We start from the raw sequence: 22701 nt of genomic DNA, 5'->3' as shown, positions 1-22701 counted from the left end.
GGCCGACCGGAAATGCGTCCTCAGCCGCAGGTATCGCGCTGACCACGCCCTGGAATCGACGTGGGACCCTTTCTCCAGGGTCTGGTCGGTCGGCGTGTCGCAGGGAGGCCGGCAAGCTGCAGGCTGCAGGGTCAAGCCGCAGCGTTTGAGACCAAGTAGCGCGTCGATCTACGCGGTAGCCCACCGCCTGTCGTGCTCTCGTGTCCGCCCCGAGGGATCGTGCGCCGGACGTTCCGATGTCTCGCACCACCCGGAGTGACCGTGAGCGGTCCGCGGAGCGTGACTCGAGGTGTGAGCGAGGCGACTACCGGGCGGGGGTGGTCCAGCGGACGACGCCGTCCAGCAGTAGGCGCACGGAAAGTTCCTCGGCCACCTTCTCAAGGGAGCGTCAGGCACTCTCCACGTGGCCGGTCACGGCTGCAATAGTGAGGAGGAAAGACCGGGTGAAACGCACGTCGTATCCTCGGTCGCACCAGGCGCGATCTCCTGAAGAGGGTCGTGACGAAGTCAGGGAACGAATCATTTCCGTCCCCGGTTTCCCTGCAGGCGCCGACTGTTGACGAGCGTGCGACGCGGTGGCGGCACGACGCGGATGGTCTTGCGGATCATGAGGCGGAGATTTCCGTGCGCTCCACTCGCCTTCAGTTGGGCGACCGCGAAGTGGCCTGAGGTGGCGGATTGCTGCTGCTCGATGTAGTTGTACTCGGCGAGGTCGAAGGCTTCATCGATCTCGTCGAGCGCCTGGACCCAGACCAGGAACGCCACATCCATTTCATGGTCGCCGTAGGCGCCGATCAGAGCTCGCGCCTCGGCCTCCGCCGCGAGATCTCGCTCGGTGTCCGGACGTCGGTTCGGTGCGTACGGGTCACCCGGTGCACCGGTGTAGGGATCGTCTTCCCTGCGCGCCTGGGTGAGGTTGAAGATGCGGTTGTCGGCGCTGCGGAGGCCGGTCTCGAGGAGCTGCAGAACGCGCACCATCGCCTTCGCCCGCTCGCCGGCATATTGCAGCTGCAGTCCGGCCAGGCGGTTGCGATGCGCGACCCAGGTGTTGGCGATGATGCCCGCGCTTCCGACGACGAGCGCGACGCTCGCTGCGATGAGAGCTGCCGTTCCCGAATCGATCACGCGCCGGCTCCCGTCGACAAGAAGGTAGCTGCCGCTCCTACCGCGGCGATCGCCCGAGTGGGCTGGTGCTCCTGCAAGAGACGCTCTCCGCCAGGTGTTCGGGCTTCTAGTGCTTGGTGTCCTTGGTGGATGACTCGTTGCCCGGCTTCACGGTGTCGGCGTCCCGGATCACGCCCTTCGGGGTGCGGATGTAGACCTGTCCGCCGCCCGCCGCAGAGACTTGGCTCTTCGCGATCTTCTCGGCAGCCGACTGAGTGCGTGCGGTCGCGGTCGGCCGGCTCGCGCCGGGGGTGGTCACCTTCCATCCGTTCCCGGAGTTCGGGGAGACGTCGCGGCGGTTGTTGTTCGGCATGATGCCCTCCAATGTCTGGTGACTCCAGGGTAGCAAATCTTCACCAAAATGTTCATTGCTGTGATGATTGCGGTGCTAACCTCTAGGTGAGGAAGGTGATCGATGATGGTGACATCCACTGCACGACCCCGCACGCTTCGTCCCGCTCCGGAACCGCTCGGTAGCTTCATCCGCCCCGGCTACAACGACCACACGGTCCTGGCCCAGGCGTTGGCGGAAGGCCGTGGGAGCGGGTCCGGGTTGGTGATCAATCCGGTGCACGCGGAGCGCCAGGTACCCCTGATCGAGCACGCGCGTGCTGCTGGTGTCGAGACGGTCCTGGACAGCAAGAGCCTCGAGCTCTCCTCCCCCGGCGGCTACGCCATGAGTGGCGTCCCGCGCCTCCCCTGGGCGTCCGAGGTGATGCAGTCGCCACTGACGCTCTCCGGACCGGGGGCGGGTCAGCTCGTGCGTTCCTTCTCCGAGTACGCGGCTGAGGCCCGGGTCAGCGCCGTCCTCGCCCCGACGCATCTGCTCGGGAGTGCCGACTCCCCCTGGTGGGCGATCGACGCCACACTCACTCGTGCCCTCCGGCAGAATCTCAACGAGCTCGAACTTCGGAACGCCCTGATCTACTACCCCGTCATGGTGCGGACCTCGACCTTGGCGACACCAGGGCTGATGGAGCAGCTCATCGAGCACCTGAGCGGACTGCCAATCGATGGAGTGTGGCTGCGGCTGCATCCCTTCGGCACGAGCAGCAGCGGACCTCTCGCCCTCAAGCGCTATCTCGCGCTTTGCCGGCAGTTGCACGCGCTCGGGATCCCGATCGTCGCCGAGCACAGTGGCAACGTCGGAGTCGCGCTTCTCGCGTTCGGCGCTGTCGGGGGCATCGAGTCGGGGGTGACGTTCACCGACACCGTCAACCTCGACGGGATCCTGCGAGCCCCAAAGCCCGACGCGCGAAAGTTCCTGCCCCCGGCTCGTGTCTATCTGCACCAGATCGGTGCATTCCTGGACCCGAAGGTGGCGGACTCCCTGTTTGCGAAGCGGGGTATGAAGTCGTTGCACGGATGCCACGACACGACCTGCTGCCCGCGCGGTTGGTCAGACCAGGTGGCGAACCCGAGAGGTCACTTCCTCAGGGAACGGGCCCGCGAGGTCGCGCAGCTTTCCGCGATGCCGCCGTCGCTGCGCGCCGGCTACTACATGGAGAACTTCCTCCGCCCTGCGACCGACCGGGCGGTGCGAGCGGCCGAGCTCGAGCCGGCTCTGCTGAACGTGCGCAAGCGTCTCGACTCGTGGCGGCGGACGCTCGGAGCGGAACTCGAGCAGCGCTCCGACTTCAGTATCAGCGCACCCGCCGCTGGACGCCGGCTGCGCGTACGTCCCAGCGCGTAGCTCACAATGGAAGGAATGACGAGAGAAGAGAGCACACCATGGCAAGCGCAGTAGCGGCGCGCCTGGATTCGATCAAGGCGCACGCCGGAGTTCAGAGCCGCGAAATCGCCCAGCTCCTGGACACCACACCACAGACGATCTCGAGATGGCAGCAAGGGAAGGTCGACCCGCACTCCGCGAAGCTGCAGCAGCTGCTCACCCTCGAGTGGCTCGCCGACCAGCTCAGCGAGTTCTACGACCCCGAAGAAGCCCGACTCTGGCTCTTCTCCCGCCACCGACTCCTCGCGGGACAAACCCCCGCGGACCGAATACAAGCGGGCCGAGCTGACGACGTCCTCGCTCTGCTCGACCAGCTCCGAGACGGAGCGTTCGTCTAACCATGCCCACCTACGACCCCGCCTTTCTTGACGCCATCGAGAACCTCCCCACACGGGAGTGGCGGGGTCGTGTCTGGCGGCACATGTTCAACGACTACGAACCCGAACGCATCAACATCGGCGGTGCCCGATGGAACCCACCCGGCGTCGGTGCCATCTACGCTGCACTCGACCGCGACACCGCGATCGCCGAAGGCGACCGGATGATCGAAGTTCAGCCACGACGGTTCTTCCGCAGACGCGTGCTGTACGAACTTCAGGTCGATGCCGACAACATCGTCGATCTCACCGGGCCTGGCGCTCTCACTGCTGCAGGACTCTCGATGACCGACGTCGAGTCCGACGACCACGCGGCATGCCAGCGGGTCGGCGGATCGATCGCTTGGCTCCAACGCGGAGGCATCCTCGTCCCGAGCGCACGAAACAACGGGACCAACATGGTCATCCTCATCGGCCCCGGCGGCGACGCCGAAATCGACCGAGTCGGACAAGAAACCCTCTTTGACAGTGACAGGAAATAGGGGCCCTCTCACTATCCCGTAAGGGAGTTCAAGAGCAATCTCGTTTGCATGTCGTTGACACCCGAGATCGTCCTGCTCGGCAGGCTGCCCGGCGCGCCCGCGGCAGACACCTCGCGACACGGCTGCGTCCGGCTTCACGGTCCAAGGCCCACAACGAGAGAGGGAGGGCGGCGCGGGCGCTTCCCTCCCTCTCTCGGATCAGGCCGTCTCGTACGCCTCGCTCGGGGCCGAGACATCCGGCTGCTTGTCCGGCTGGAACAGGTGTTCCGGGGGTCGGTTGTAGGGCAGTGGGTCTCCGACCTCGTTCTCGTCTCTCGAGTCCCCGAACGGGCCGTCCGGTGAGAGCAGGACCGTCATGTGAGGCCCAGCATGGTTGATCCACCAGGTGCTCGTGCCGAGCCCGGGGTCAAGGCGTGCAGCCTCCCAGCCGCGCCAGAGAGTCTCGAGGCGCTGCACGGCCTCGTCGGTGTTCCACCACTCCGCTTTCCACCGTCCGGTAGCGGTGCCCTTTGCGGACACTCTGCGGCGGTAGGTGAACCGCCAGTATTTCCGCAGCCACTCATCCACCGAGCCGTACACGGTGTCCTCCGTCGACCCGGTACCGGCCTCATCCGCTTCTGCGGGCTCGAATGCGCGCTCGACCGCGGCGGTCGTGCGGTCTTGAAGCATCAAGACCCGTTCGGGCGTCAGAGCGACGCTGAGCGCTTCCTTCGCGAGCTTAGAGACGAGCTGCGCGACGACGGCGGTCGCCGCCTCTGACACGAGGGCGTCGACGTCGAGCGCGCCCAGGGCGTTTTCCACCGCTGTGTTCATCCCCGCCGCGAGCCCCTGGGGACTCTCCGCGGTCGGAGAGCCCCCATCGGCCGGAGAGGCGGAGTCGAGGTCGTCGGCGTCGAGCGGGTCGTAGTCAGCCATCGATGTGCTTCCGCTCGTTCTCCTGCTCGTTCTCACGCTCCATCAGCGCTCGCATCGAGGAGGCCAGATCAATCGGTTCCGTGGAGCCGGTTGGCTGGGCCGGCTCCGTCGCCACGACGACCGGCGACGCCGGCGCTGGTGCAGCGCTGGCTGCCGGCGACATCGGAGCTGTAGCACTCGCGGGGTCGTGCGCGGCGATTGACGCCTTGATCGCAGCGACCTGCTCCTTCTGCCCCTCGTACCACGGGACCGTGCGCAGCAGCGCCGCTCGAGCGCCGGTGGAGAGCATCACCGCGCGGCCACGCGGCATCGCGCCCAGCTCGTCCACGGTCAGGATGCGCTCACGCTTGAGGGAGGAGGACGTCGAGCGGACGCCCTTGTTGTAGCTGGCGGAGGTCGTCTCGCGGTCGTAGTCCCCGACGAGCTCTGACACGTTCTGGAGGAAGTCGTTCTCCTTCACGCTGCCGAGGTAGAGGAACGCGTTCGACGCGCTCCACAGCTTCAACATTCCCTCTTTGCCGAACACGGCGACGCCCTGCGACCAGGACTGGAACACCGACATGATCGGGATGCCGCGGGAGCCGAAGTGCGAGTACAGGTCGGGGAGGTCTCGCCACCGGCACACGTTCGCGGCCTCATCGAGGATCCCGACGAGCGGCGTGCGCAGCCGGCCTCCGGGCGAGGTGTCGGCCAGGTCGGTCGCCGCCTCGAGAGTGGCGGCGGTGAGCGCGGTGACGAGGGGGCCGGCGGTGCCGGCGCCCTCCTTGGAGAGCGAGTAGAGCGTGCCGTGGCCCTTCACGAACTCGGCCGCGTCGAACTGCGGCCGCGGGTCGGCGGCGCCGCGGGGGTTCACCCAGTCCGCGACCTGCGTGTTCTTCAAGCACGCGGCCATTTCCTGACCCGTGGAGTAGACCGAGCCGCGCAGCTTGTCGGTGGACTGGATGATGCCGAGTACGGCGTCTCCGATCATCGGGTAGCCGCCCGCGCGCAGCAGCCGCACCGGCTCCTCGTTGGTCGAGTCCGTCAGCCAGGAGAACACGTCCCGGATCGGCCGCTTGCCGACCGCGGCCGCGAGCAGCATTCCGGCGAGGAGGTTCTGACCGGCGCCGTCGAAGAAGGCATCCGTCTTCGCGTCCGTCGCCCGGGATCCCGAGGCGAAGTACTGCGCGAGCTTCGCCGCGCGGGTGTCGTCGGTGACATAGGAGAGGGGGTTCCACCACCACGTCGCGTCCTCGCGGGCGACGCGCTGCGGGTCGAACACCCACACCGGGCCGTCCTTCTCGCGCACGTCCCGGGTCGCATCGAGCACGTCGCGCTTGTTCGACGTCGTGACGACCGCGCCCGGTGCGGCGATGATCGCCGGGATGACCAGCGATGTCGACTTGCCCACGCGAGGGCCGGCGATGACGGTAATCATGTCCTCGAACGAGGCGTAGAGCATTTTCCCGGTCGTCACCAGGCGCCCCACGGGAACGCCGGGCGAGCCCTCGACTCCGAGGCGCTTGGACTTCTTCATCGCCTCCTTGCTCAGCATTGGTGCGAGGTCCCGCTCCGTCGCCATGTACCGAGCTGCGCGGTCGACGTTCGCACGGTTCTTGCGGCCGAGAGCGCGCATCCACATCATCCACAGGGCGATCGTCACGATGACGCCGACCGCGGCAAGCGCGACCGCTGTCGCAGACGCCGACCAGGTGACGGTGCCGCGGGCGAGGCCCGAAAGGATCTCGAACGGGTCCTTGGGCAGGGTCTCGTTTACGCCGTCGAGCTGCGACCCGACGGCGACGGACACCCAGACGATGCCGATAGCGGCGATTGCTGCGAGGGCTCCGCCGAGCATCAGGCCGTCGTTGTTGGCCTTGCCAGGCTCCCGCCGGCGGTTGTTCGTCGTGCTCATGCTGCAGCTCCTTCAATCGGTGCGGTGGTGGTGCGGGTCGGTGGCGCGGGAATCGCCCGCTGCACCGTCGCGGTGAACGCGAGAGTGGCGGCCGTGGCTACGAGGACCGCGACCGCAAGGAGCCCGGCGACAGCCCCGATCTGGCCGAGCGGATCTCGCAGCAGCGCGTCCCGGGTGCGGGCGGCGATCACGATGTCGCCCGCTCGAGCGGCGGAGCGGATGCCGGCAGGAACCGGCGCGGCTCGCACCGCTCGTAGATCGGCCCGTCGTAGCGGGCCGTCGTGTCGTCGGTGGTCGCCTGTCGGCTCGTGCCCCAGGTGAGGAGGGCCTGGCCGTTGTCGGCGTACTCGACGGGCAGGTCCGTGATGTGGTCGGTATGCGGGAGCGTCGTCGTCATCGAGCAGCCCCAGAGGTAGCCGTCGTAGACGACCGTCGACGTGCAGCTCATGCGATCACCCGGTCCCACTGGTCCCAAGCGACGAAACCCGCCATGAGGGCGACCCCGGTCCAGCAGCCCGTGAGCAGAAACCGATCGCGCTCCGCCGCCCCCCGATGGCGGGCGGCGATCACGCTGACGATCGCGGCGCCGGCCGCGCCGAGCGCGACGCAGCTCGCGCCGAGGGCGACGAGGACGCTCACGGCAGAATCTCCACCATGACCGGATCGGTCGCCAGCGGCTCGTTCGCGCGGCCTGCGCGGCTCGTGGTGTGCCAAAGCTTGTTGGTGTCGTTGACGTCCTTTTCCGCCGCGGTCAGGTGGACGCGGACGGGGATGCCGGGACGGCCACCCACCTTGATCAGGAACAGGCCACGGCCGGGCGGGTCCGCTTCCTTCCCGGAGACGCCATCCCAGGCGGGCGGGTCCTGCCAGCTCGTGAGCATCTCCTGCTCCTTCGCGGACAGCGGCACCGCCGACGTGAGCAGGGGCATCTCCGCACCGGGAAGGCCGCCGCAGATGACCATGCCGGAGCGCTCCACGAAGCCGCGGGCCTTCATCCGGTCCTCCTCGCTGGAAAGCGCGAGGAGGTCGGACATGGTGTGGCTGATCATCGCGAGGCCGACTCCGCGGGCACGGTTCAGGCGGGTGAGCGCGTCGACGCGATCGACCATGCCCTTGCCCGCGCGCAGCGCCCGCCACAGCTCGTCCAGGATCACGAAGTAGTGGCGGCGGGGCTCGATCCCCGCGTCGGCCAGCGCGGCGGCGACGTTGACCGTCCCGAACCCGGCGGACCAGCACGCGAGAAGGATCGCCGCCTGGAGGTCGCCTTCGGAGTCATCGATCGAGGACACGTCGTAGACCACCGGCCGGTCCCGCCGCATCGGGGTCGTCGTCTGGCGGGAGAAGATCTCGCCCAGTCGGCCACCGGAGGTGAGGCCGATGAGCGATGCTTCGAGGTTCTCGGTGATTTCCTTGTACCGCTTGAGGTCGTTGCGGTCGAGGGCGACCTGTCGAATCTCGTCCGGCGCGGCCTGGATGACGGCGAGGAGGTCCGCGAGGACGGGGATGCCCTCGTGGTGCTCGTCCAGGTACTTGAGCGCCCGGTCGATGATCGTCTCCTCCCGGTCCGTGGGCGGCTGGGAGCGGAGGATCGTCAGGAGCGCCGCGATCATCGTGTGCCGGCGGCCGTGAGCGTCCGCGAGGACCTGAGCGGCGAGGCGCTGCGCTTTCACCGCACGCAGGCGCAGCTCCTTGGAGTCGCCGCCGCGCGCATCGAGCTCCGCGGCTTGCTCGAGCGCCTGATCGGCGTCGTCGCGCAGGCGCTTCGCCGCGCTGGTCGCCTCGCCCGGGTCGAGGATGTTGAGGTAGCCGCGGTCGCGGCCGAGGGTGATGACCTGTCCCTCCATCGCGCGGATCAGGTCCACGTAGTCGGGCTTCAAATCCCCGAGGACCAGCGGAATCGTGCCGTACCCGGCGAGCCCGGTCGCCATGCGGCGGGTCAGTGAAGACTTCCCCAGGCCCGGCTTGCCGAGGACGAACATCGACGGGTTGGAGATGAGCTGCGCCCGCTGGAACCACGAAATCGGGTCGCACAGCACGGAGGCGCCGGTGGTGAGGTTCTTCCCCAGCGGTACACCGATCATGGGCGTGCCGGTTCCGACCGAGAACGGGTACAGCCCGCACACCTGAACGGTCGTCGCGCGGAACTCATCGGCGGGCTGGATCGAGACGGCCTGTCCGCCGCCGCGGCCGAGCCATCCCGTCGACGTCGGCCGCATCGGGCGCTTCGGCGCCGACTCCTTCTCGATGTTCTGTCTGCCGCCCTGGTGCGGGATCGCTCGCTTCTTCCGGGACCGCTTGGAGGGCTTCTCGCGGGCGAGAGGAGAGCTGGCGGCGCGAGCTGCGGCGGCCTCCTCCTCAGCTTTCTGCGCGCGGCGTGAACGGGCGCGAGCGTCCGTCGACGTCGCCGCGGCCTGCGCCGTCGTCGGGGCTCCGACCGCGCCCGTGGGTGTGGCGGAGTCGAGCGCGTCGACGTCGCCGGCCTCTTCGCTCTGGTCGACGTCGACGGCACCGGTGGGCAGCTCGTCGCCGTCGACGTCGGCGGGGGCGTCGACGGGCTCGGTGTCGCGGTGGCGGGAGAAGAACTTGGTGGTGCTGCTCACTGGGGGCCTCCAAGAAGGGTCGGAACGACGGCAAAGACGGGTGAGGGCTGAGGGTTAACCCGGGACGGCACCGGACGTGTGTCCAGTGCCGTCCTGGTGGTGGCGGGGTGTGTCACAGGATTTCCCGCATCTCGTTGGGGATGCGCAGGTGCCGGGGCAGGACCAGCCCCAGCGGGAGGGCGGCGGCGAAGGCGGAGTCCTGCGAGCCGAACGCGGGCCGCATCCGTAGTCGGGCGGCCGAGGTGAGGGAGTCGATCGCGGCGCGCGCTTCGGGCTCCTGGCCACGCTGCAGCGTGGTCGTGGTGACGATCAGGCCGAAGTTCATCAGCCCGGCGCCGGAGGCTTCCTCCGCGGCCGTGGCCTGCGCCGAGCGGGTCGAGAGCGTCGAGCGGGCCGTGGGCTTGGTGGACGCGGAGGAGTTGAACTGGGCGGCGTTCAGGTCCGCCTCCACGAGCGCAGCGGCGCGGGCGGGGTCGATGGGCCGGTAGAGCAGGGTGACGCGCTTGCGGGCGATGTCGCGGTGCGGTGCGAGCAGGCGGGCGAGGATGTTCGACTGGACGACGCCGCGCGGGGGCGCCGTCATCGTCCATGACGTCGACACCGCTCCGTCGTGACGGTAGGAGTCCCAGTGCGCTTCGGCGCCCGCGGGGCCGACGTCGGTCCAGGACAGGTCCGCCGTCTCGCCCTCTGCGCGCGCCTGATCGATCAAGAGCGCCGCGTCGGGGTCGTAGGCGGTGCGGATGACTTCGCAGAGCTCCTGCGCGCTCAGGGGTCGCGCTGCGCCCGCTCCCGTCGCTGCGAGGGAGGACGTCAGGCCGGGGATGCGGGCGGAGAGGTCCGCGGCGACCTCCTTAGCATTGCGGCGCTTCCCATTGATGCGGGCCGTCGCCGTGAACGTGAGCGCGATGTAGGCGTGGATCGTGGCCGATCCGACCGGGTAGGTCTCTACGACCTCTTGGAGCATCGCTCGCGCGAACAGCGGAGCGTCCGGGTCCATCGACCCCTCGACCTCACCGCGCAAGCGCGTGCCCGTGTCGGGCGCCGTCTCGACGGTGACCGACGCGGCTTCGATGCCGGGCTCGTCTCCAAGGTTCGCGAGCCAGATGCCGTACTCCGCGACCTGGTTGTTGATCTGCTCCTGATCCACCAGCGCGGCGCCGTCCGGCTCGGTCGCCAGCACGACGGTGAAGTGCTTCGTCATCGGGGTGCTGATCAGTGCGAACCGGCGACCGTGGGAGTCCTCGTGCTCGGTGAGCTGCGAGGGTGCGGCCAGGCCCGGGAGCTGGAACGTCCCCCACTTCGCGCGGCCGATCGGCCCGGAGCGGTAGATGTTCGCTCCCTTGCTCTTGGTACGCCACCAGTTCACGCGGACCACCATCCTTCCGAGGGCGCTCTGCCCGTGCTTGTCCTTGACCGAGACGGTCAGGAGGATGCCGCCGAAGATGGCGGCGACGATGAGTGCCGGCCCTAGGCCGGAGAACATGGACGCGATGATCGAGGCGACGATGCCCACGAACATCACGAGGGTGGCGAGCTGTCCCAGCCCGCCGAGGCCGGCGGTCTGCGGCTTTCGCCAGTTGCCGTAGGTGCGAGCCTTGATCGTCTCGGTTGCTGTGCTGGACATGGGTTAGCTCCCGCTCTCGTTGCTGCCGGTCGCCTCTTCGGTGCTGGCCTTCACGGCCTGCGCGGCGTGCTTCGCGCCCTCCGCGGCCTTCGTTGCGACGGCGATACCGGCGCCGATCGGTCCGGCCGCGGCCGCGGCGCCGCTCGCGGCTGCCCCGGCCCCGGCGCCGCTCGACGCCGCGGCTCCCGCGCCGCTGGTCGCCGCGCTTCCGGCACCAGCACCTGCGCCGCTTCCTGCCGTCGACGCCGACCCAGACGGGTCAGCGGCCGACGTCGACGCGGGAGAGCCCGGCGTCGACGTGCTACCGGACGGTCCGTCCGTGGACGAGCTGTTGCCGCCTCCACCGCCGCCATTCCCGCCACCGCCGCCACCGTTGTTGCTGGCGCGGATCGCGCCCGTCGCGACGTCACCTGCGGCCGAGAGCGCCGCGGCGCCCAGCAGCAGGCCCGCCGCCCCGCCACCGCCGACCGAGGAAACGGCCGGGACGAGGAAACGCATCAGCGCGGGCAGGGCCACGAGCGCGATGAGCATCAGCGCGAGGCCCGTGACGATCTGGAAGAGCCCGGTGCCGTCCGACTTGAACAGGTCCGTGCCGGTCATCCGGAACGCGATCGCGTACACGATCGCCGCGGCGGGCTTGTAGAGGATGAATGCGAGGGTCCAGGCCATCGCCTTCTTGAACCACTGCCGCCCGATTTCCGTGTTCGTCGCTGCGGCGGCGATCGGGAAGATGCCGGCGAGGACGACGAGCATCGCGCCGCGGAACACCATCAGCGCGATCTGCACGTAGGTCATGAACACGGCGAGCATGCCCAGCAGGAACAGTCCGATCAGGCCGATGGAGTTCTGCGACGCCATCGTCATCCCGATCATCGCTCCGACCGTCGTGCCGAAGCAGTTCGACTCCCCGTTGGTCACGCTGCAGTCGGTCGAGTTGTCGAGGATCCAGACGGAGAACGCATCGCCCGCGGACGTTGCCAAGCGGATCACGACGAGGCCGGCCCCGGCCACCGCGATCAGCGTCAGGACCGACCCCGCGAGCTCGCGCAACGGCATCGCGCGCTGCGTCCACACCATGCGACCCGCGGCGACGAGGATCGAGAGGATCGCGATACCGCCGGTGTACCACTGCAACTGACCCTGCACCCAGCCGACGACGCTCGAGGACTCGTTCAGGTGCATCGCCAGAGGCAGGAACCCGGTCACGAGCGCCGACGCCGAGGACAGCAGCAGCACGGCCATGATGATCACGCCGATACGGCCCATGTGAGCCTCGCCGTCGCCGTGCCGGCGCCGGGAGGCCATCATCACTCCGGCGATGATGAGGGACATGACGGCCAGGCCCGCGGACACCCACGTCACGTAGCCGAGAATCGTCTCGAACGCCTCCGGCTGCGGCGGAGTCCCCCCACCGTTCACTCCGCCGCCCTGGTCCACGACCGTGACCGGCGAGGGCACGCGCACCCAGAGGGTGCCGAGAGAGGCGAGGGCCTTCCCGTAGCCCTCCATGATGTTGTTGACGAACTGCTGCAACGCATCGTTCGCGGCGACCGACACGATGTCGCCGATGCCCTCGTTGAGCTTGCAGGGGAAGTCGAGGAGGCCGCATTCCGATTCGGGCGGAGTGGTGGTGGTGGCGAGGATGCTCATGCAACACCTGCCCATGGCACGTAGCCACCGAGGCTCTGGAGCCGCACCGGGTTGTAGGCCGACTGGCCCTCATCGGTGAGCTGCATCTTCCAGTCGCCGTCCGACCAGGCAATGTCCGTCGCGATACTCGCGAGGGTCCCGTCGTTGAGCCGGAAGGCAATGTCGATCGTCGCGCTGTCTCCGTTGTAGGACAGCGTCTTAAAGCCCGCGATCTGTGCGCTCAGGCCCGTGTTCGATTGCGCCACGTCCCTCGCCAGTGCTGCATCCCGTCCCGGGCCGGGAACGGTCAGCTTCTCGATGACGGGATCGGACAAGCGTGCGTTGGAACCCATCGCCCACAGGTTCGCGACTGCGAAGAGTGCTCCGTCGACGGTGTGGGCGTAGCAGCGTCGCACGCCGTCGTCATCAGTAGCTCCCGGTCCGGCCGTGTCCGAGTTCGGAGCGGCCATCGTGCCGACGATGGTCCATTCCGTCGTCGGTGCTGCGGTGAGAGTCTCGGTCTCGTCGTATCCGGGGAGTCCGCACACGCTCGCGGCGTCCGCCGAAATGGTCGAGCTGGGGGTGGAGGCGCCGGGGGTGGCGGCGGTGTTGCCGCCTCCCCCGGCGTCCAGGGACGTCACGCCGAGCACGATGCCGGCGACGGCGAGTGCTCCGACGATGGCGGCTCCGACGATGAAGCCCTTCGTGGTGAATGGGTTACGCGGTTCGGAGTCGTTCATGACGTCCCTTGCCTTTCTGTTGGTTGTGTCGGTTTCCCGGGGACGCTACGCGCCCATCAGGAAGCCGACGATCGTGAAGGCAGCGGACACGATGATCACGCCGACGAGCAGGCGGCCGAGCCAGCCGCCGATTTCTCCGCCTTCGCCGCGGCGGGCGGAGACGGTCATGGTGACGCCGAGGATGATCAGGCCGACGACGGCGACGCCGAGGCCGACCCACTTGGCCCAGCCCATGACGGTGGTGAAGGCCTCGAATCCGGGGGGCATGCCCCCGGGGCCCGGATCGGGCACGACGGCGCCGAGCGCGCCCGCGGTGGTGAGGATGTCGGTCGTTGCTGCGAGCAGTGCAGACATGGTGTGCTCCGTTTTCTGTGTTGGGTGGTGCGGGGTGATCGGCGCCGCGGGTGCGGCGTCGAAAGGGTCCGGTTATCCGGTGGTGAGGGGGCCGTCGGCGTAGGCGACGTCGAAGTGCAGGTGGTTCGGGGTGTCACCGAACTGGGTGATGTGCTGATACGTGGTCGAGCGGCACTGGATCTGGCCAGCACGAGAGCCCTGGGGCACCTGCGGGTCCAGGACCGTCAGCAGTTGCAGGGCGTTCGCGTCGCAGCCGGTGGTGGCGGTGTTGTTGAAGGAGAAGAAGTCGACGGCGTTGCCGCCGCCGTTCATCCAGTGCGACGAGCCCGTGCCCGCTCCGAGTAGTGAGCCGGTGCACTGGCGGTTGAGGTCCGAGACGCCGACGTGCTCGAACGTGTTGAGGGCGATCGTGATGATCTGGAGAATGCGGACGTCGATGCCGCAGTTCTCCTTTGCGGTCCCGGCGGCCATGTCGCGGATCTGCTGCGCGTAGCGGTCCTCGAGCAGCCGCAGCCGGCCCTCCTCCATCGCCGTCACGAGGCCGGCCGCGAGTGCCTGCGCGTCGCCGGACACGGGGACGCATCCGCCGACCGGCGCGGCCGTCGACGTCGCGGTGCTCGTCGGCGTCGACGGGACGCTCACCGGCGCAGTGGTGGCCGTGGGTGCGGTAGTGCTGCTGCCGAGGCCGTTGAAGTACGTCATGATCGCCACGGCGTCGGCGCGGTACTTCGTGTAGTGGTTCGGGTCGGCGTTGCGCTGGACCTTGTTGATCGCGATGGAGGGCTCCATCGCCTGCCAGCCCTCGACGGCGACGAGGCGGTCGTAGAAGAAGCCCGCCGAGGTCGTCGGGTCCATGCGCTGCTCGGCGGTGCCCCAGCTCGACTGCTGCTGGAACAGGCCGATCGAGTCAGCGACCGACCCATCCGGGTTGATCGCGCCGTCCCCGTAGCCGATGTTCACCAGCGAGGACTCCCCGATCGCCGTCTGCACGCCGAGCGTCTGCCCATCGGCGCCGAGGCCCTTCGCGGCGCCAGCGTTGACGATCAGTGCTGCGTTGACGAGCTGGTCGTGCCCGTAGGCGCCGACCTTCGCGTCCGCGGGGATCGCGGACACGTTCACCGGTCCGCCGCCAGGCAGGCATGCTGTGGCCGCGTCCTCAGCGGCGCCGAAGAACAGCAGCCACAGCAGCAGTGCGATCGCGAGAAGCGGTGCCAGGACCGCCGCGAGAACCCCCATTCCCCCCTTCGCCACCGGCCTACTCCGACGCCAGGGGGGTGATCTGCTCGACAGCCCATGGACCTGTCTCGACGGTGCGGTGGACGTACACGGAGTACTCCCCCGCGTCCGTGGGAACCAGGATGCGCATCGTGAAGGCGCCGTCCCCGTCCCGGACCGACGCTGCGCCGGTGAGGGTCGTGCAGGGCACGTTGGCCGGGTAGACCGTTTCGTAGGCGACCGCTGCTTGCTGGCTGAGGAACGGATACAGCTCAGCGATCCACGTGTCGTAGTCCAGGGAGGGTCGGCAAAACGCCGTGACAGCGGCCGTGGCGATCGCAAGAGTGTCGGCCTCGACGTCCAGAGCTGGAGCCGGCTCGGCATCGACTGGCGCCGTTTCGGTAGCTGATGGGATCGGCGCCGGCGAACCCTCGGCGGCGTCGGGACTGGTCAAGACGGTCGGCGTCTGAGCTTGCGAGTTTTCAGTCGCCGGAGGGGTGACGGGTGTTGAGCATGCCGAGAGGAGTCCTGTGATCGAGACGGACACCCCAAGCAGCAGTGCGCGTGCGCGCCGCTCGCTTACGATCCGCTGGTGAACTGCACTCAAGTTGCGCCCCCTGCGAGATGAGCAGGAGCGAAAGCCACCCCCACAGATCGAAGATATCACTTCGTGAGGTCATGATTGCAAAGGTTGACATCCGGAACTCAGCCAGTGCAGTCTTACTTTCGCATCGATACCCGAAGATGTCTCGGCGGGGACCCCATACGCCATGATGTTGTGATGACCTCCGAGCCCGGCACCCCTGATGTGCCCGCCTTGCCACCGGAGGTTCTGTTGACTCAAGCCGTTCTGGCAAAGAAAAACGGCGAAGTCATCCGCGCATTGTGGGGCGAGACCGGAATGTACTTCGGAGATCTGAAACGTTCCGTCAATATGACCGACGCATCGCTCTCGCGCTGTCTCTCAACGCTCGAAAGTGCCGGTATCGTCCGAGTGAGTACTCACCTTCCACCCGGTGGACGTCGCGGGGTTTCGGTCATGTACTCGATAGACACCAAGCGATTCGATGAAGTCCTCAACGGCTTCACGTCGTGGATCAAGAGCAATCACACGCCGTAGCATACTTATTCCGCTTCCAGCTCCGCGAGGATGCGTTCCATTGCCGCCTCTGCTTCGGGTGAAATCTCCCCAATAGAGCGCATTTCTCTTCGAACTCGATTTCTCCGAAGGTCGAGGATGGCCGGCATGGCCTCCTGGAGACGCGGCGGCACATCTTCTTCGGCCCGATACAAAAAGGTAGAAGGGATGTCAAACAGATCGCCCAGCGCCTCGAACACGCCAATGTCCTTTGCGAGGACGTGAGAGCCGGACAGCATGTAGTGCCATTTGGTACGAGAGAGGTCGACCCCCGCGGCCTTGACGTGTTCCTCCACCACAGCCCAGGACGGCTGACGCCCGTGCATGGTTTCGTAGCGGTCGGTTGCGAGTCGCAGACGCTGCGCCAGCTCCTCCTTCGAGACGGTGATCCCACCGGGGCTCGTCGGGGTGCCCGCTCCTGACTCGGAATCAGTCATGAGGTACTCCCTGTCGTTCGTGCACATAGGCGCGGGCTTCTTCTAACACTCTGTACTGGTCGCCAGAGAGATTCGCATGCAGTAATAGGGCGTCCTCGCACTCGGAGAGGTAGCCATACAGCTCGCTGTAATCATCATCTGAGCCGCCGTTCCGGCGTCGCGCCGCCGGAATTTGCGTCATGAGGTCCGTCCAGATCGGCCTCAGTCTGACTAAATGGTATCGCTCACGCTGGTGCTGCTGACGAGCCCGCCACCGGTCAGTAATCGGTGCGTAGCTGAAGCCGGCCGCGAGGAAAGCACCGCCCGCCAGCGACAGGGCCAGATCCGTCCCTTTGGAGATGTGGTCCGAATTCACCCAGCCTCTAGCAACGAGCAGAGTTACTAGCAGCACTCCGAAACAACCGATGGCGATCAGGTAGATAGGCAGCCGACGATGGAAACCGAAATGAACACGGAGATTCCTACGACAGGCAACAATTCCCATACTTGCTGTCGTGATGAGAGAAAGCCAGAGCACCGATTTAAAGGCGAGCGCCGACGTTTCGCGGTCATAGTGAATGAGCTCGACATCAGTAATGGGCCAGCTGCTGGCCATAAAAACCGCCACCTGTAGGCACGCGCCCGTCAGACCAAGCAAGTAGACGGTGAACCGCCAGCGCCCGCGGTTTTTTGTTGAAGTGGCGGAACGAATAATTATGTCATCGAAGATGATGGTTGCGACGAGTCCAGCCATGTGCATTAGCAGAACGGCTCGGTTGTGGCCGCCTACAGCCTGATCGACGACTGTATAAAGAAGCGTGTTCTTTAGCGCAAGGAGTATTGCAAAGCCCACGCACCCGATCGTCAATAGAGGGTATTTAAAGGCATTTCGTGTCGCAATTAGGGCAATGACTGGAAGAGTGCTTGCTGCAACGATGACCCACTCGAGAATTATCACCATAGCGTTCCGCCGAAACCAATGTTGCGTTGCATCGACTGGTCAAGAGCGTCAGCCGCTTGAATCTTCGCGAGAGCGTCTGCGATAGCCTCCGCTAAGTCCTCCCGATCGACCCCGATCGTTACCTCCTGTTGATCGAGAAAGAACCACATCAGCACGTGTCCGTATTCATGTTGCAGATTGTGCTTGCGGTGTAGACGCGTCGTGTCGTGGGGAATGTACATGACGTTTTTATTGCTACTTGTCCGCTGCCAGTAGCTCACCACTCCCCCATGCAGGAGAGCAGGAGGTGTGTCACGAAACACGATGTCTCTTCCGCAGAGGTCCTCCATGTAGGCGAGCAGGCTCTCCGCGGTCAGGGGTCGCGGAAGCTTCGCAGCGAGCATCACCCTCGACACGAGGGCGCGTACCTGTTTTGACCACACGGACACATTATGGTTCATTGAACACGTACAACACCGGTCGTTAGCGGCCAGACGGGGGGTGGTTCCATGCACGCATCGCACGCCGCACGGCTCCGTGCGCTCGCGGCGGCGCCGCGGGAGGCGTGGGCCGACACCTACCGTCAGCTTGTGATGTTCGATCTGCCTCGCGACGCGCAGATCGGTCTCATGCTCAGCTACTACCGGTCCTTCGCTGTCCCGTCGATCGCCCGGACGCTCCACCGTTCAGGCGCTATCAAGTCGGATCCCAGAAAACGCTCAGTAGACACTGCGCTCATTCTCTACGAACTCATCGACGGAGAACTTCAGTCAGATCGCGCGCTCGAGATGATCGACCTACTTGTTTCGGCTCATCGCCATGTGAAAGCGCCTAGCGATGATTTCCTCTACGTTCTCTTCAGTCTTGCAATAGTACCGATCCGGTGGATAGAGAAGCATGGGTGGCGTGAGCTGACTTCGGTGGAGCAGGTTTCAACAATCGACTTTTACGCGAATCTCGGACGCGCGATGGGTCTCAGTGATGTTCCAGGGGACGTCGACGCCGCGACCTCCTTCTATCGCTCCTATGAGGAGGATCGGATTGCCTGGTCGCGTGAGGGGCAAGAGCTGACCGATTGGACAGTCGGAGTCATCCGCTCAACTATGCCAAAGCCTGTCCGCCCCTTTGCGCGGCTGATCCTCAGCACATGGATTGGCGATAAGCGCGTGAGTCAGGCGCTAGGACTTCCTCCAACCAACGCCTTTGTCTCGGCGCTTTCCGCTGCTGCAATGAGCGTGCGGAATCGCCTCACGGCGCGCGCCCCCCGTCCCGCAAGCCCGCGATTCGTGCAAGGCGTAACGGGGTCTGCCCAGTACCCGCACGGATATTCGTTGACAGATTTGGGGGCGCATTGATGATGAGCACTAAGGCCTTTGGCCCCGGCAACGATACTGATGCGCTTGGAGCTATCCAGACGCTTGTCGAGCCGGACATGACCCGTGTGCTGAGCTTCCTCGCAGACACGGCGGCATCGCCGGAGCTGCTGGCGCGCGCTACTCGCCTGCGGCCGTCCGCGGTGCGCCTCAAAGTCGAAGCGCTCGACCGGTTGGGGCTCCTGATCCATTTGGGCGAAGACCTCCGCGTCGACCCCAACTCGATCGCGTCGTTCGTGGTCGCCGCGCGACGCTCGCTCGACCTGTGACGGCGACACACCGGGCAGCGCGTCTCGCGATCGCTAGCGACAGCGGTATGTTTCCAGGCATGGCTACTCCCAGGCGACCTCGCGGCTCGCTCAATGACGCCGTAGCGACCGGCTGGAAGGTCGAGCGCGCGGCGAAGGATCGTTTCGATCAGCTCGCGCGTCACGCCAACGTGTCATCGGCTGTGTTCTTCGAACGACTGGTGGAGAGCATCGAGGTCGATTCTCGGGGGCTGCCGGTGTGGTGGACCTCTGAGACCGAGCCAAACGAGGAGTTGCCGATCACCACGATTTAACGCATTAGGCCCGCCGCTCACGCGACGGGCCTAGAAGCTCTCGCTTCACACCCTCTGGCTTGCCGGCGGGAGGTGTGAAGCAGTTTCCCGAAGTACCGGTTCTCAGGCCGGGCCTTCGTCATCCCCACCCGAGGGAGGAGAAGTGACCTCATCGTAAGCCACATTGCTGTGTCTCCGCACGCCCAAAACGCCGAAGTTGACTCCTTCTCGGCGCCCTGGGCACTGACGCGACGGCTGAGCCCTCGTGCCGCGGTGCGCACGATGCGTCTGGACGCCTACGGGCGCTTGGACGAGAACGCCTATCCGGCCGCGTTCCCCGTCTCCCCCGTCGCTCCGACCGCCCCATGGGCGATCTACCTCACCGACGACGCCGGAGCGTTCCGGCTGCTGTGCTTCGACTTCGACGGCAAGGACTCCCACGGCGTCGACGCCGACCTCATGGAGCAGGCTGCAGACGACTGCGACGCCCTCTCCGCCGTCCTCGACGCTCACCAGGTCGCTCACGTCGTGTGCCAGTCCTCCGGGACCGGCGGCCGGCACCTGTGGGTCGCTCTCGCGGAAGGCGCCCCGGCCGAGCTGGTGGCCCGATTGGCGATCGCCGCTCGCGCGAACTTCCGCACCCTGGATCACGGAATGCTCCGCAACCCGCGCACCGGCGCCGCTCGGCCGCCGCTGTCCCCGCACCGCGACGGCAGTTTCTCGAGCGTCCTCCGCGGCCGCGCAGAGGAGCTGCTGGACACCACCGTCACCGCGGCCGCCATCGAGGCCGTCACAGCCGCACTGGAAGCGTCCCGGCCGCCGCTGCGCGTCGACGCCACTCCCCCGGTACCCACCGCCACCGCCCATCACACGCACCGGTCGCTGAGCGCGGCCGGCGCCGCGCACATGGCCACGGCCGGCGGCGGCGCGAATCCGTCGTGGACGGCGTTCATGTGCCTACTCTCGGCCGCGCACGCCGGCTGGTCTGACACCGACGTCGAGCACGCCGCCCGGACCGCTCCCGGGATGGAGCACTACCGGACCAAGAACACCGGCCGTGGCCACCGCCGGCCGCGCTCGCGCGACGAGGCCGCGGAGCGCCTGGCTCGGCAGTGGGAGAAGGCCCGCCAGTATGCGGCGCTGCACGCCGTTCTCCCGCCCGAGCGTGAGCCTGCAGACCTGATGGAGCTGGAAAGCCTCATCGCCTCCGTCAGTGCCCTCCTGGACCGGTTCCGGGTCAGTCCCGGCCGGTGGGGTCGGAGCGAGCGGGCGACGTCGGAGAAGACGATCCTCACCGCCCTCGCGTACCTCACGCTGCACACCGGCAAGCGCACCGTCGCCGCCTCCATCCGCGATCTGGCGCTCCTCGCCGGGCTCGGCCGGACCACGGCCGCCAGCGCCCTCCGGACGCTGCGCGAGGACGGCTACGTGCAGCTCGTCGTCCGCGCGGACGGCTCCAACGCCAGCGAATGGCGACTCTCCGAGCACTTTTCCACAGCCCCTCTGCAAGGTCCGGTCACAACCACTAATAACCCCCGCCCCCCCGGGCCGCTCTTCACCGAACGAACCATGCTCCTCGCCACGCTCGAAGCCGACCTCACCGACTCGCGGCACGACCTCTTCACCCGCGCCGGCTTGGGACACCTGGCAGGAAAGGCCTACGCGCTGCTGCGCCGCGAAGGGACCCTCGCCGTCGCGGACGCCGCCGTGCTGCTGGGAGTGACCACCCGTACCGCCGCCACTGCCCTCTCTCGTCTGCGTACACACCGGCTCATCGTCAGGTACACCAACGGTTGGACTCAGGCGAAGCGCGACCTTCGCACTGCCGCAGCTCGCGCACTCGGCGTCGACGGAACCCTGATGGATCGAGCTCACCGCTACGACGTCGAGCGCGAAGTCTGGGCCTGGTGGCAAGCCGAGCTGACCCACCGCTCCTCCTCCCCCAGAGAACGCCCTCGACGCCGCCACGTCACGAGCCGACCCCTGTTCGAGGACACCACCGCTGGCGAGCGCGTCTGGCCGCTCTACCCCCGCGACGCCGCCGGCCGCGGCGATCACCGCGAGGCGCTGCACTGGGGACGCACCGGCATGCTCGCTCCCGGCTCGCTTTGGTGGTCCTCGACCGCCGCGTAACGTCGACCGCGAGCATTCGAACATATGTTCTACTGACGTGCGTGGGAACGAACCGACGCTACGAGCGCCACGTCGGCGCGCAGATCGATCGACGCATCGAGGAGACCTTCGGCCGCGGCGACCCCATCGGCCTGACCGATGATGAGCTGGACAAGACCCGGCAGCGCCCGACCTGGGCCACCACTCCCCTGCCTGTCTGGGCATGGGTCCGCTACCCCGGCACCGCAGTCCGAGTTGAGGGCTTTGCGATCGCCTGGACCGCCCGAGCCGTCATGGTCGAGTGGCAGGACCGAGACGCCAGCCGCCGACTCTGGGTTTGGGCTTCTGCTGTCGAAGCAAGGCCGGCGTCGGTTGCTTTGTAGAACCTCGACGCTTCGCATCGTGAGGGACGGCCGGCGAGCCGGCCGACTGCATGCACCCTTCGGGTGTCGTTTCTTTGCCGTGAAGCCTTCGGCGGCTCGGTCGCTGCGCTCCCTCGTAGCCACCTACGGGCTCCGTTCAAGTGGCTCCGCCACCGGCTCCTCCGAGACTTTCGGCACGCGGTCGCTGCGCTCCCTTATTTCGCGCCGAAACTCTCTCCCCCGCCGCCCTCCGGGTTGCACTACGCCCTCCGGTCGCTAAGGCGGAAAACCGCCTTCACGGCAAAAAAACGTGGGGGACAGCGAGAGCTAACAGTACTAATACCGTCAACGGAGGTAACCGAAATGGCCCGCAAGATCACCAGCACCAAGACCGCCGAAGAGCGCCGCGAGCAGGCCGAGGCGCTGCAAGCGTCGATCGCTGAGCAGGTCGAGGAGCTGCGCGGCACGGAGCAGTGGACGCGCTTCCTGACCTTTGCGCAGGCGTTCCACTCCTACTCGCTCAACAACGTTCTTCTGATCCTCAGCCAGATGCCCACCGCGAGCCGCGTCGCCGGGTTCCGCAAGTGGCAGGCGCTCGGCCGCCAGGTGCGGAAGGGCGAGCGCGGCATCCGAATCTTCGGCTTCCGTCAGAAGAAGGTTGCCGCCGAGGACGTCGCGGAGGGCGAGGAGACGACGACCGACGAGGAGGGGCAGAAGGTCGTTCGGTTCTTCCCCATCCTCTCCGTGTTCGACATCAGCCAGACGGACCTCATCGACCCCGAGGCGGGCGACCCCCAGGCGCTCGCACAGCGGCTCACGGGTGACGACTTGCTCGGCATCACGGCGGCCGTCGAGGACTACCTCTCCGAGGAGGGATGGACCGTCGAACGCGAGAACATCCCCGGTGAGGCCAACGGCTACACGACCACGGACGGCACGTGCCGCGTCGTGATCGACGCCAACCTCTCCCCCGCCCAGGCCGCCAAGACCGCGCTGCACGAGGCCGCTCACGTCATCCTCCACGCCGAGGAGGACGAGGAAGAGTACATCGAGCACCGCGGCATCAAGGAGACCGAGGCCGAGAGCGTCGCGT

General features: G+C 67.0%; 25 protein-coding genes. 9 read left to right on the top strand and 16 right to left on the bottom strand.

Going from position 1 to position 22701, the window contains the following annotated elements:
* Window positions 1–519: 519 nt before the first annotated feature.
* Together MT350_RS19465 and MT350_RS19460 are read right to left on the bottom strand one after the other, a co-directional pair.
* Window positions 520–1125, bottom strand: a complete 606-nt coding sequence (locus MT350_RS19465) for a hypothetical protein (RefSeq protein WP_243616483.1) — start codon at window positions 1123–1125, stop codon at window positions 520–522.
* Between the two features lie 106 nt (window positions 1126–1231).
* Window positions 1232–1477, bottom strand: a complete 246-nt coding sequence (locus MT350_RS19460; protein WP_243616482.1) for a DUF2188 domain-containing protein — start codon at window positions 1475–1477, stop codon at window positions 1232–1234.
* 105 nt (window positions 1478–1582) lie between these two features.
* On the opposite strand from MT350_RS19460, the gene MT350_RS19455 reads away from it, so the two are divergent.
* From MT350_RS19455 to MT350_RS19445, 3 genes are read left to right on the top strand one after another with little or no spacing between them, the layout of a single operon-like run.
* Entirely contained in the window at window positions 1583–2857 is a 1275-nt protein-coding gene (locus MT350_RS19455; RefSeq protein WP_243616481.1) for a hypothetical protein, read from the top strand.
* A gap of 38 nt (window positions 2858–2895) precedes the next feature.
* Window positions 2896–3234 carry an antitoxin Xre/MbcA/ParS toxin-binding domain-containing protein gene (locus MT350_RS19450; RefSeq protein WP_243616480.1) on the top strand — a complete coding sequence of 113 codons (339 nt, stop codon included), beginning with the start codon at window positions 2896–2898 and terminating at the stop codon, window positions 3232–3234.
* 2 nt (window positions 3235–3236) lie between these two features.
* Window positions 3237–3755 carry an RES family NAD+ phosphorylase gene (locus MT350_RS19445; protein WP_243616479.1) on the top strand — a complete coding sequence of 173 codons (519 nt, stop codon included), beginning with the start codon at window positions 3237–3239 and terminating at the stop codon, window positions 3753–3755.
* Window positions 3756–3953: 198 nt separating this feature from the next.
* Here MT350_RS19445 and MT350_RS19440 read toward each other — a convergent pair whose 3' ends face one another.
* The 11 genes from MT350_RS19440 to MT350_RS19390 all read right to left on the bottom strand — a co-directional run bounded on the left by MT350_RS19440 (window position 3954) and on the right by MT350_RS19390 (window position 15180).
* Window positions 3954–4670 (bottom strand): DUF4913 domain-containing protein, encoded by a 717-nt coding sequence (locus MT350_RS19440; RefSeq protein WP_243616478.1) that lies wholly within the window; start codon window positions 4668–4670, stop codon window positions 3954–3956.
* Entirely contained in the window at window positions 4663–6564 is a 1902-nt protein-coding gene (locus tag MT350_RS19435; protein ID WP_243616477.1) for a type IV secretory system conjugative DNA transfer family protein, read from the bottom strand. Before MT350_RS19435 ends, MT350_RS19440 begins: the two co-directional genes overlap by 8 nt.
* A 187-nt stretch (window positions 6565–6751) precedes the next feature.
* Window positions 6752–7012: a hypothetical protein gene (locus tag MT350_RS19430; RefSeq protein ID WP_243616476.1), complete on the bottom strand. Its 261-nt coding sequence runs from the start codon at window positions 7010–7012 to the stop codon at window positions 6752–6754.
* Window positions 7009–7203: a hypothetical protein gene (locus MT350_RS19425; protein ID WP_243616475.1), complete on the bottom strand. Its 195-nt coding sequence runs from the start codon at window positions 7201–7203 to the stop codon at window positions 7009–7011. Before MT350_RS19425 ends, MT350_RS19430 begins: the two co-directional genes overlap by 4 nt.
* Entirely contained in the window at window positions 7200–8780 is a 1581-nt protein-coding gene (locus tag MT350_RS19420) for an ATP/GTP-binding protein (protein WP_243616529.1), read from the bottom strand. Before MT350_RS19420 ends, MT350_RS19425 begins: the two co-directional genes overlap by 4 nt.
* Before the next feature lie 496 nt (window positions 8781–9276).
* Window positions 9277–10788: an SCO6880 family protein gene (locus MT350_RS19415; RefSeq protein WP_243616474.1), complete on the bottom strand. Its 1512-nt coding sequence runs from the start codon at window positions 10786–10788 to the stop codon at window positions 9277–9279.
* Window positions 10789–10791: 3 nt separating this feature from the next.
* The gene (locus MT350_RS19410) at window positions 10792–12438 is read right to left on the bottom strand and encodes a hypothetical protein (protein WP_243616473.1); all 1647 of its coding nucleotides are present in this window, start codon (window positions 12436–12438) and stop codon (window positions 10792–10794) included.
* Window positions 12435–13157: a hypothetical protein gene (locus MT350_RS19405; protein ID WP_243616472.1), complete on the bottom strand. Its 723-nt coding sequence runs from the start codon at window positions 13155–13157 to the stop codon at window positions 12435–12437. The genes MT350_RS19410 and MT350_RS19405 overlap by 4 nt, the downstream gene beginning before the upstream one ends.
* A gap of 45 nt (window positions 13158–13202) precedes the next feature.
* Window positions 13203–13511, bottom strand: a complete 309-nt coding sequence (locus MT350_RS19400; RefSeq protein WP_104261433.1) for a hypothetical protein — start codon at window positions 13509–13511, stop codon at window positions 13203–13205.
* Window positions 13512–13583: 72 nt separating this feature from the next.
* Entirely contained in the window at window positions 13584–14747 is a 1164-nt protein-coding gene (locus MT350_RS19395; protein WP_243616471.1) for a hypothetical protein, read from the bottom strand.
* A 19-nt stretch (window positions 14748–14766) separates the two neighbouring features.
* On the bottom strand, window positions 14767–15180 hold the full coding sequence (locus MT350_RS19390) for a hypothetical protein (protein ID WP_243616470.1): 414 nt from the start codon (window positions 15178–15180) through the stop codon (window positions 14767–14769).
* Window positions 15181–15507: 327 nt separating this feature from the next.
* Here MT350_RS19390 and MT350_RS19385 point away from each other — a divergent pair, with 327 nt between their 5' ends.
* Complete coding sequence (locus MT350_RS19385; protein WP_243616469.1) at window positions 15508–15846, top strand: helix-turn-helix domain-containing protein; 339 nt, start codon at window positions 15508–15510, stop codon at window positions 15844–15846.
* 5 nt (window positions 15847–15851) lie between these two features.
* On the opposite strand, the gene MT350_RS19380 is transcribed toward MT350_RS19385, so the two are convergent.
* From MT350_RS19380 to MT350_RS19370, 3 genes are read right to left on the bottom strand one after another with little or no spacing between them, the layout of a single operon-like run.
* Complete coding sequence (locus MT350_RS19380; protein WP_243616468.1) at window positions 15852–16301, bottom strand: hypothetical protein; 450 nt, start codon at window positions 16299–16301, stop codon at window positions 15852–15854.
* Complete coding sequence (locus tag MT350_RS19375; protein ID WP_243616467.1) at window positions 16294–17241, bottom strand: hypothetical protein; 948 nt, start codon at window positions 17239–17241, stop codon at window positions 16294–16296. The genes MT350_RS19380 and MT350_RS19375 overlap by 8 nt, the downstream gene beginning before the upstream one ends.
* Window positions 17235–17462: a hypothetical protein gene (locus MT350_RS19370; protein WP_243616466.1), complete on the bottom strand. Its 228-nt coding sequence runs from the start codon at window positions 17460–17462 to the stop codon at window positions 17235–17237. Before MT350_RS19370 ends, MT350_RS19375 begins: the two co-directional genes overlap by 7 nt.
* Before the next feature lie 267 nt (window positions 17463–17729).
* Here MT350_RS19370 and MT350_RS19365 point away from each other — a divergent pair, with 267 nt between their 5' ends.
* The 5 genes from MT350_RS19365 to MT350_RS19345 form a co-directional block, all read left to right on the top strand.
* Window positions 17730–18575 carry an oxygenase MpaB family protein gene (locus MT350_RS19365; RefSeq protein WP_243616465.1) on the top strand — a complete coding sequence of 282 codons (846 nt, stop codon included), beginning with the start codon at window positions 17730–17732 and terminating at the stop codon, window positions 18573–18575.
* Window positions 18576–18577: 2 nt separating this feature from the next.
* On the top strand, window positions 18578–18862 hold the full coding sequence (locus MT350_RS19360; RefSeq protein WP_243616464.1) for a hypothetical protein: 285 nt from the start codon (window positions 18578–18580) through the stop codon (window positions 18860–18862).
* Between the two features lie 59 nt (window positions 18863–18921).
* Window positions 18922–19155 carry a hypothetical protein gene (locus tag MT350_RS19355; protein WP_243616463.1) on the top strand — a complete coding sequence of 78 codons (234 nt, stop codon included), beginning with the start codon at window positions 18922–18924 and terminating at the stop codon, window positions 19153–19155.
* A gap of 633 nt (window positions 19156–19788) precedes the next feature.
* The gene (locus MT350_RS19350) at window positions 19789–21267 is read left to right on the top strand and encodes a hypothetical protein (protein WP_243616462.1); all 1479 of its coding nucleotides are present in this window, start codon (window positions 19789–19791) and stop codon (window positions 21265–21267) included.
* A 704-nt stretch (window positions 21268–21971) separates the two neighbouring features.
* A partial coding sequence (locus tag MT350_RS19345) for an ArdC-like ssDNA-binding domain-containing protein (RefSeq protein WP_243616461.1) occupies window positions 21972–22701 on the top strand: 730 nt, incomplete at its 3' end.

Origin of the sequence: Rathayibacter sp. VKM Ac-2928, assembly GCF_022815545.1 — a bacterium.
Classification (GTDB): Bacteria; Actinomycetota; Actinomycetes; order Actinomycetales; family Microbacteriaceae; genus Rathayibacter; species Rathayibacter festucae.
Note: the sequence above shows the minus strand (reverse complement) of the source record. Positions and strands in the feature narration are given on the sequence as shown.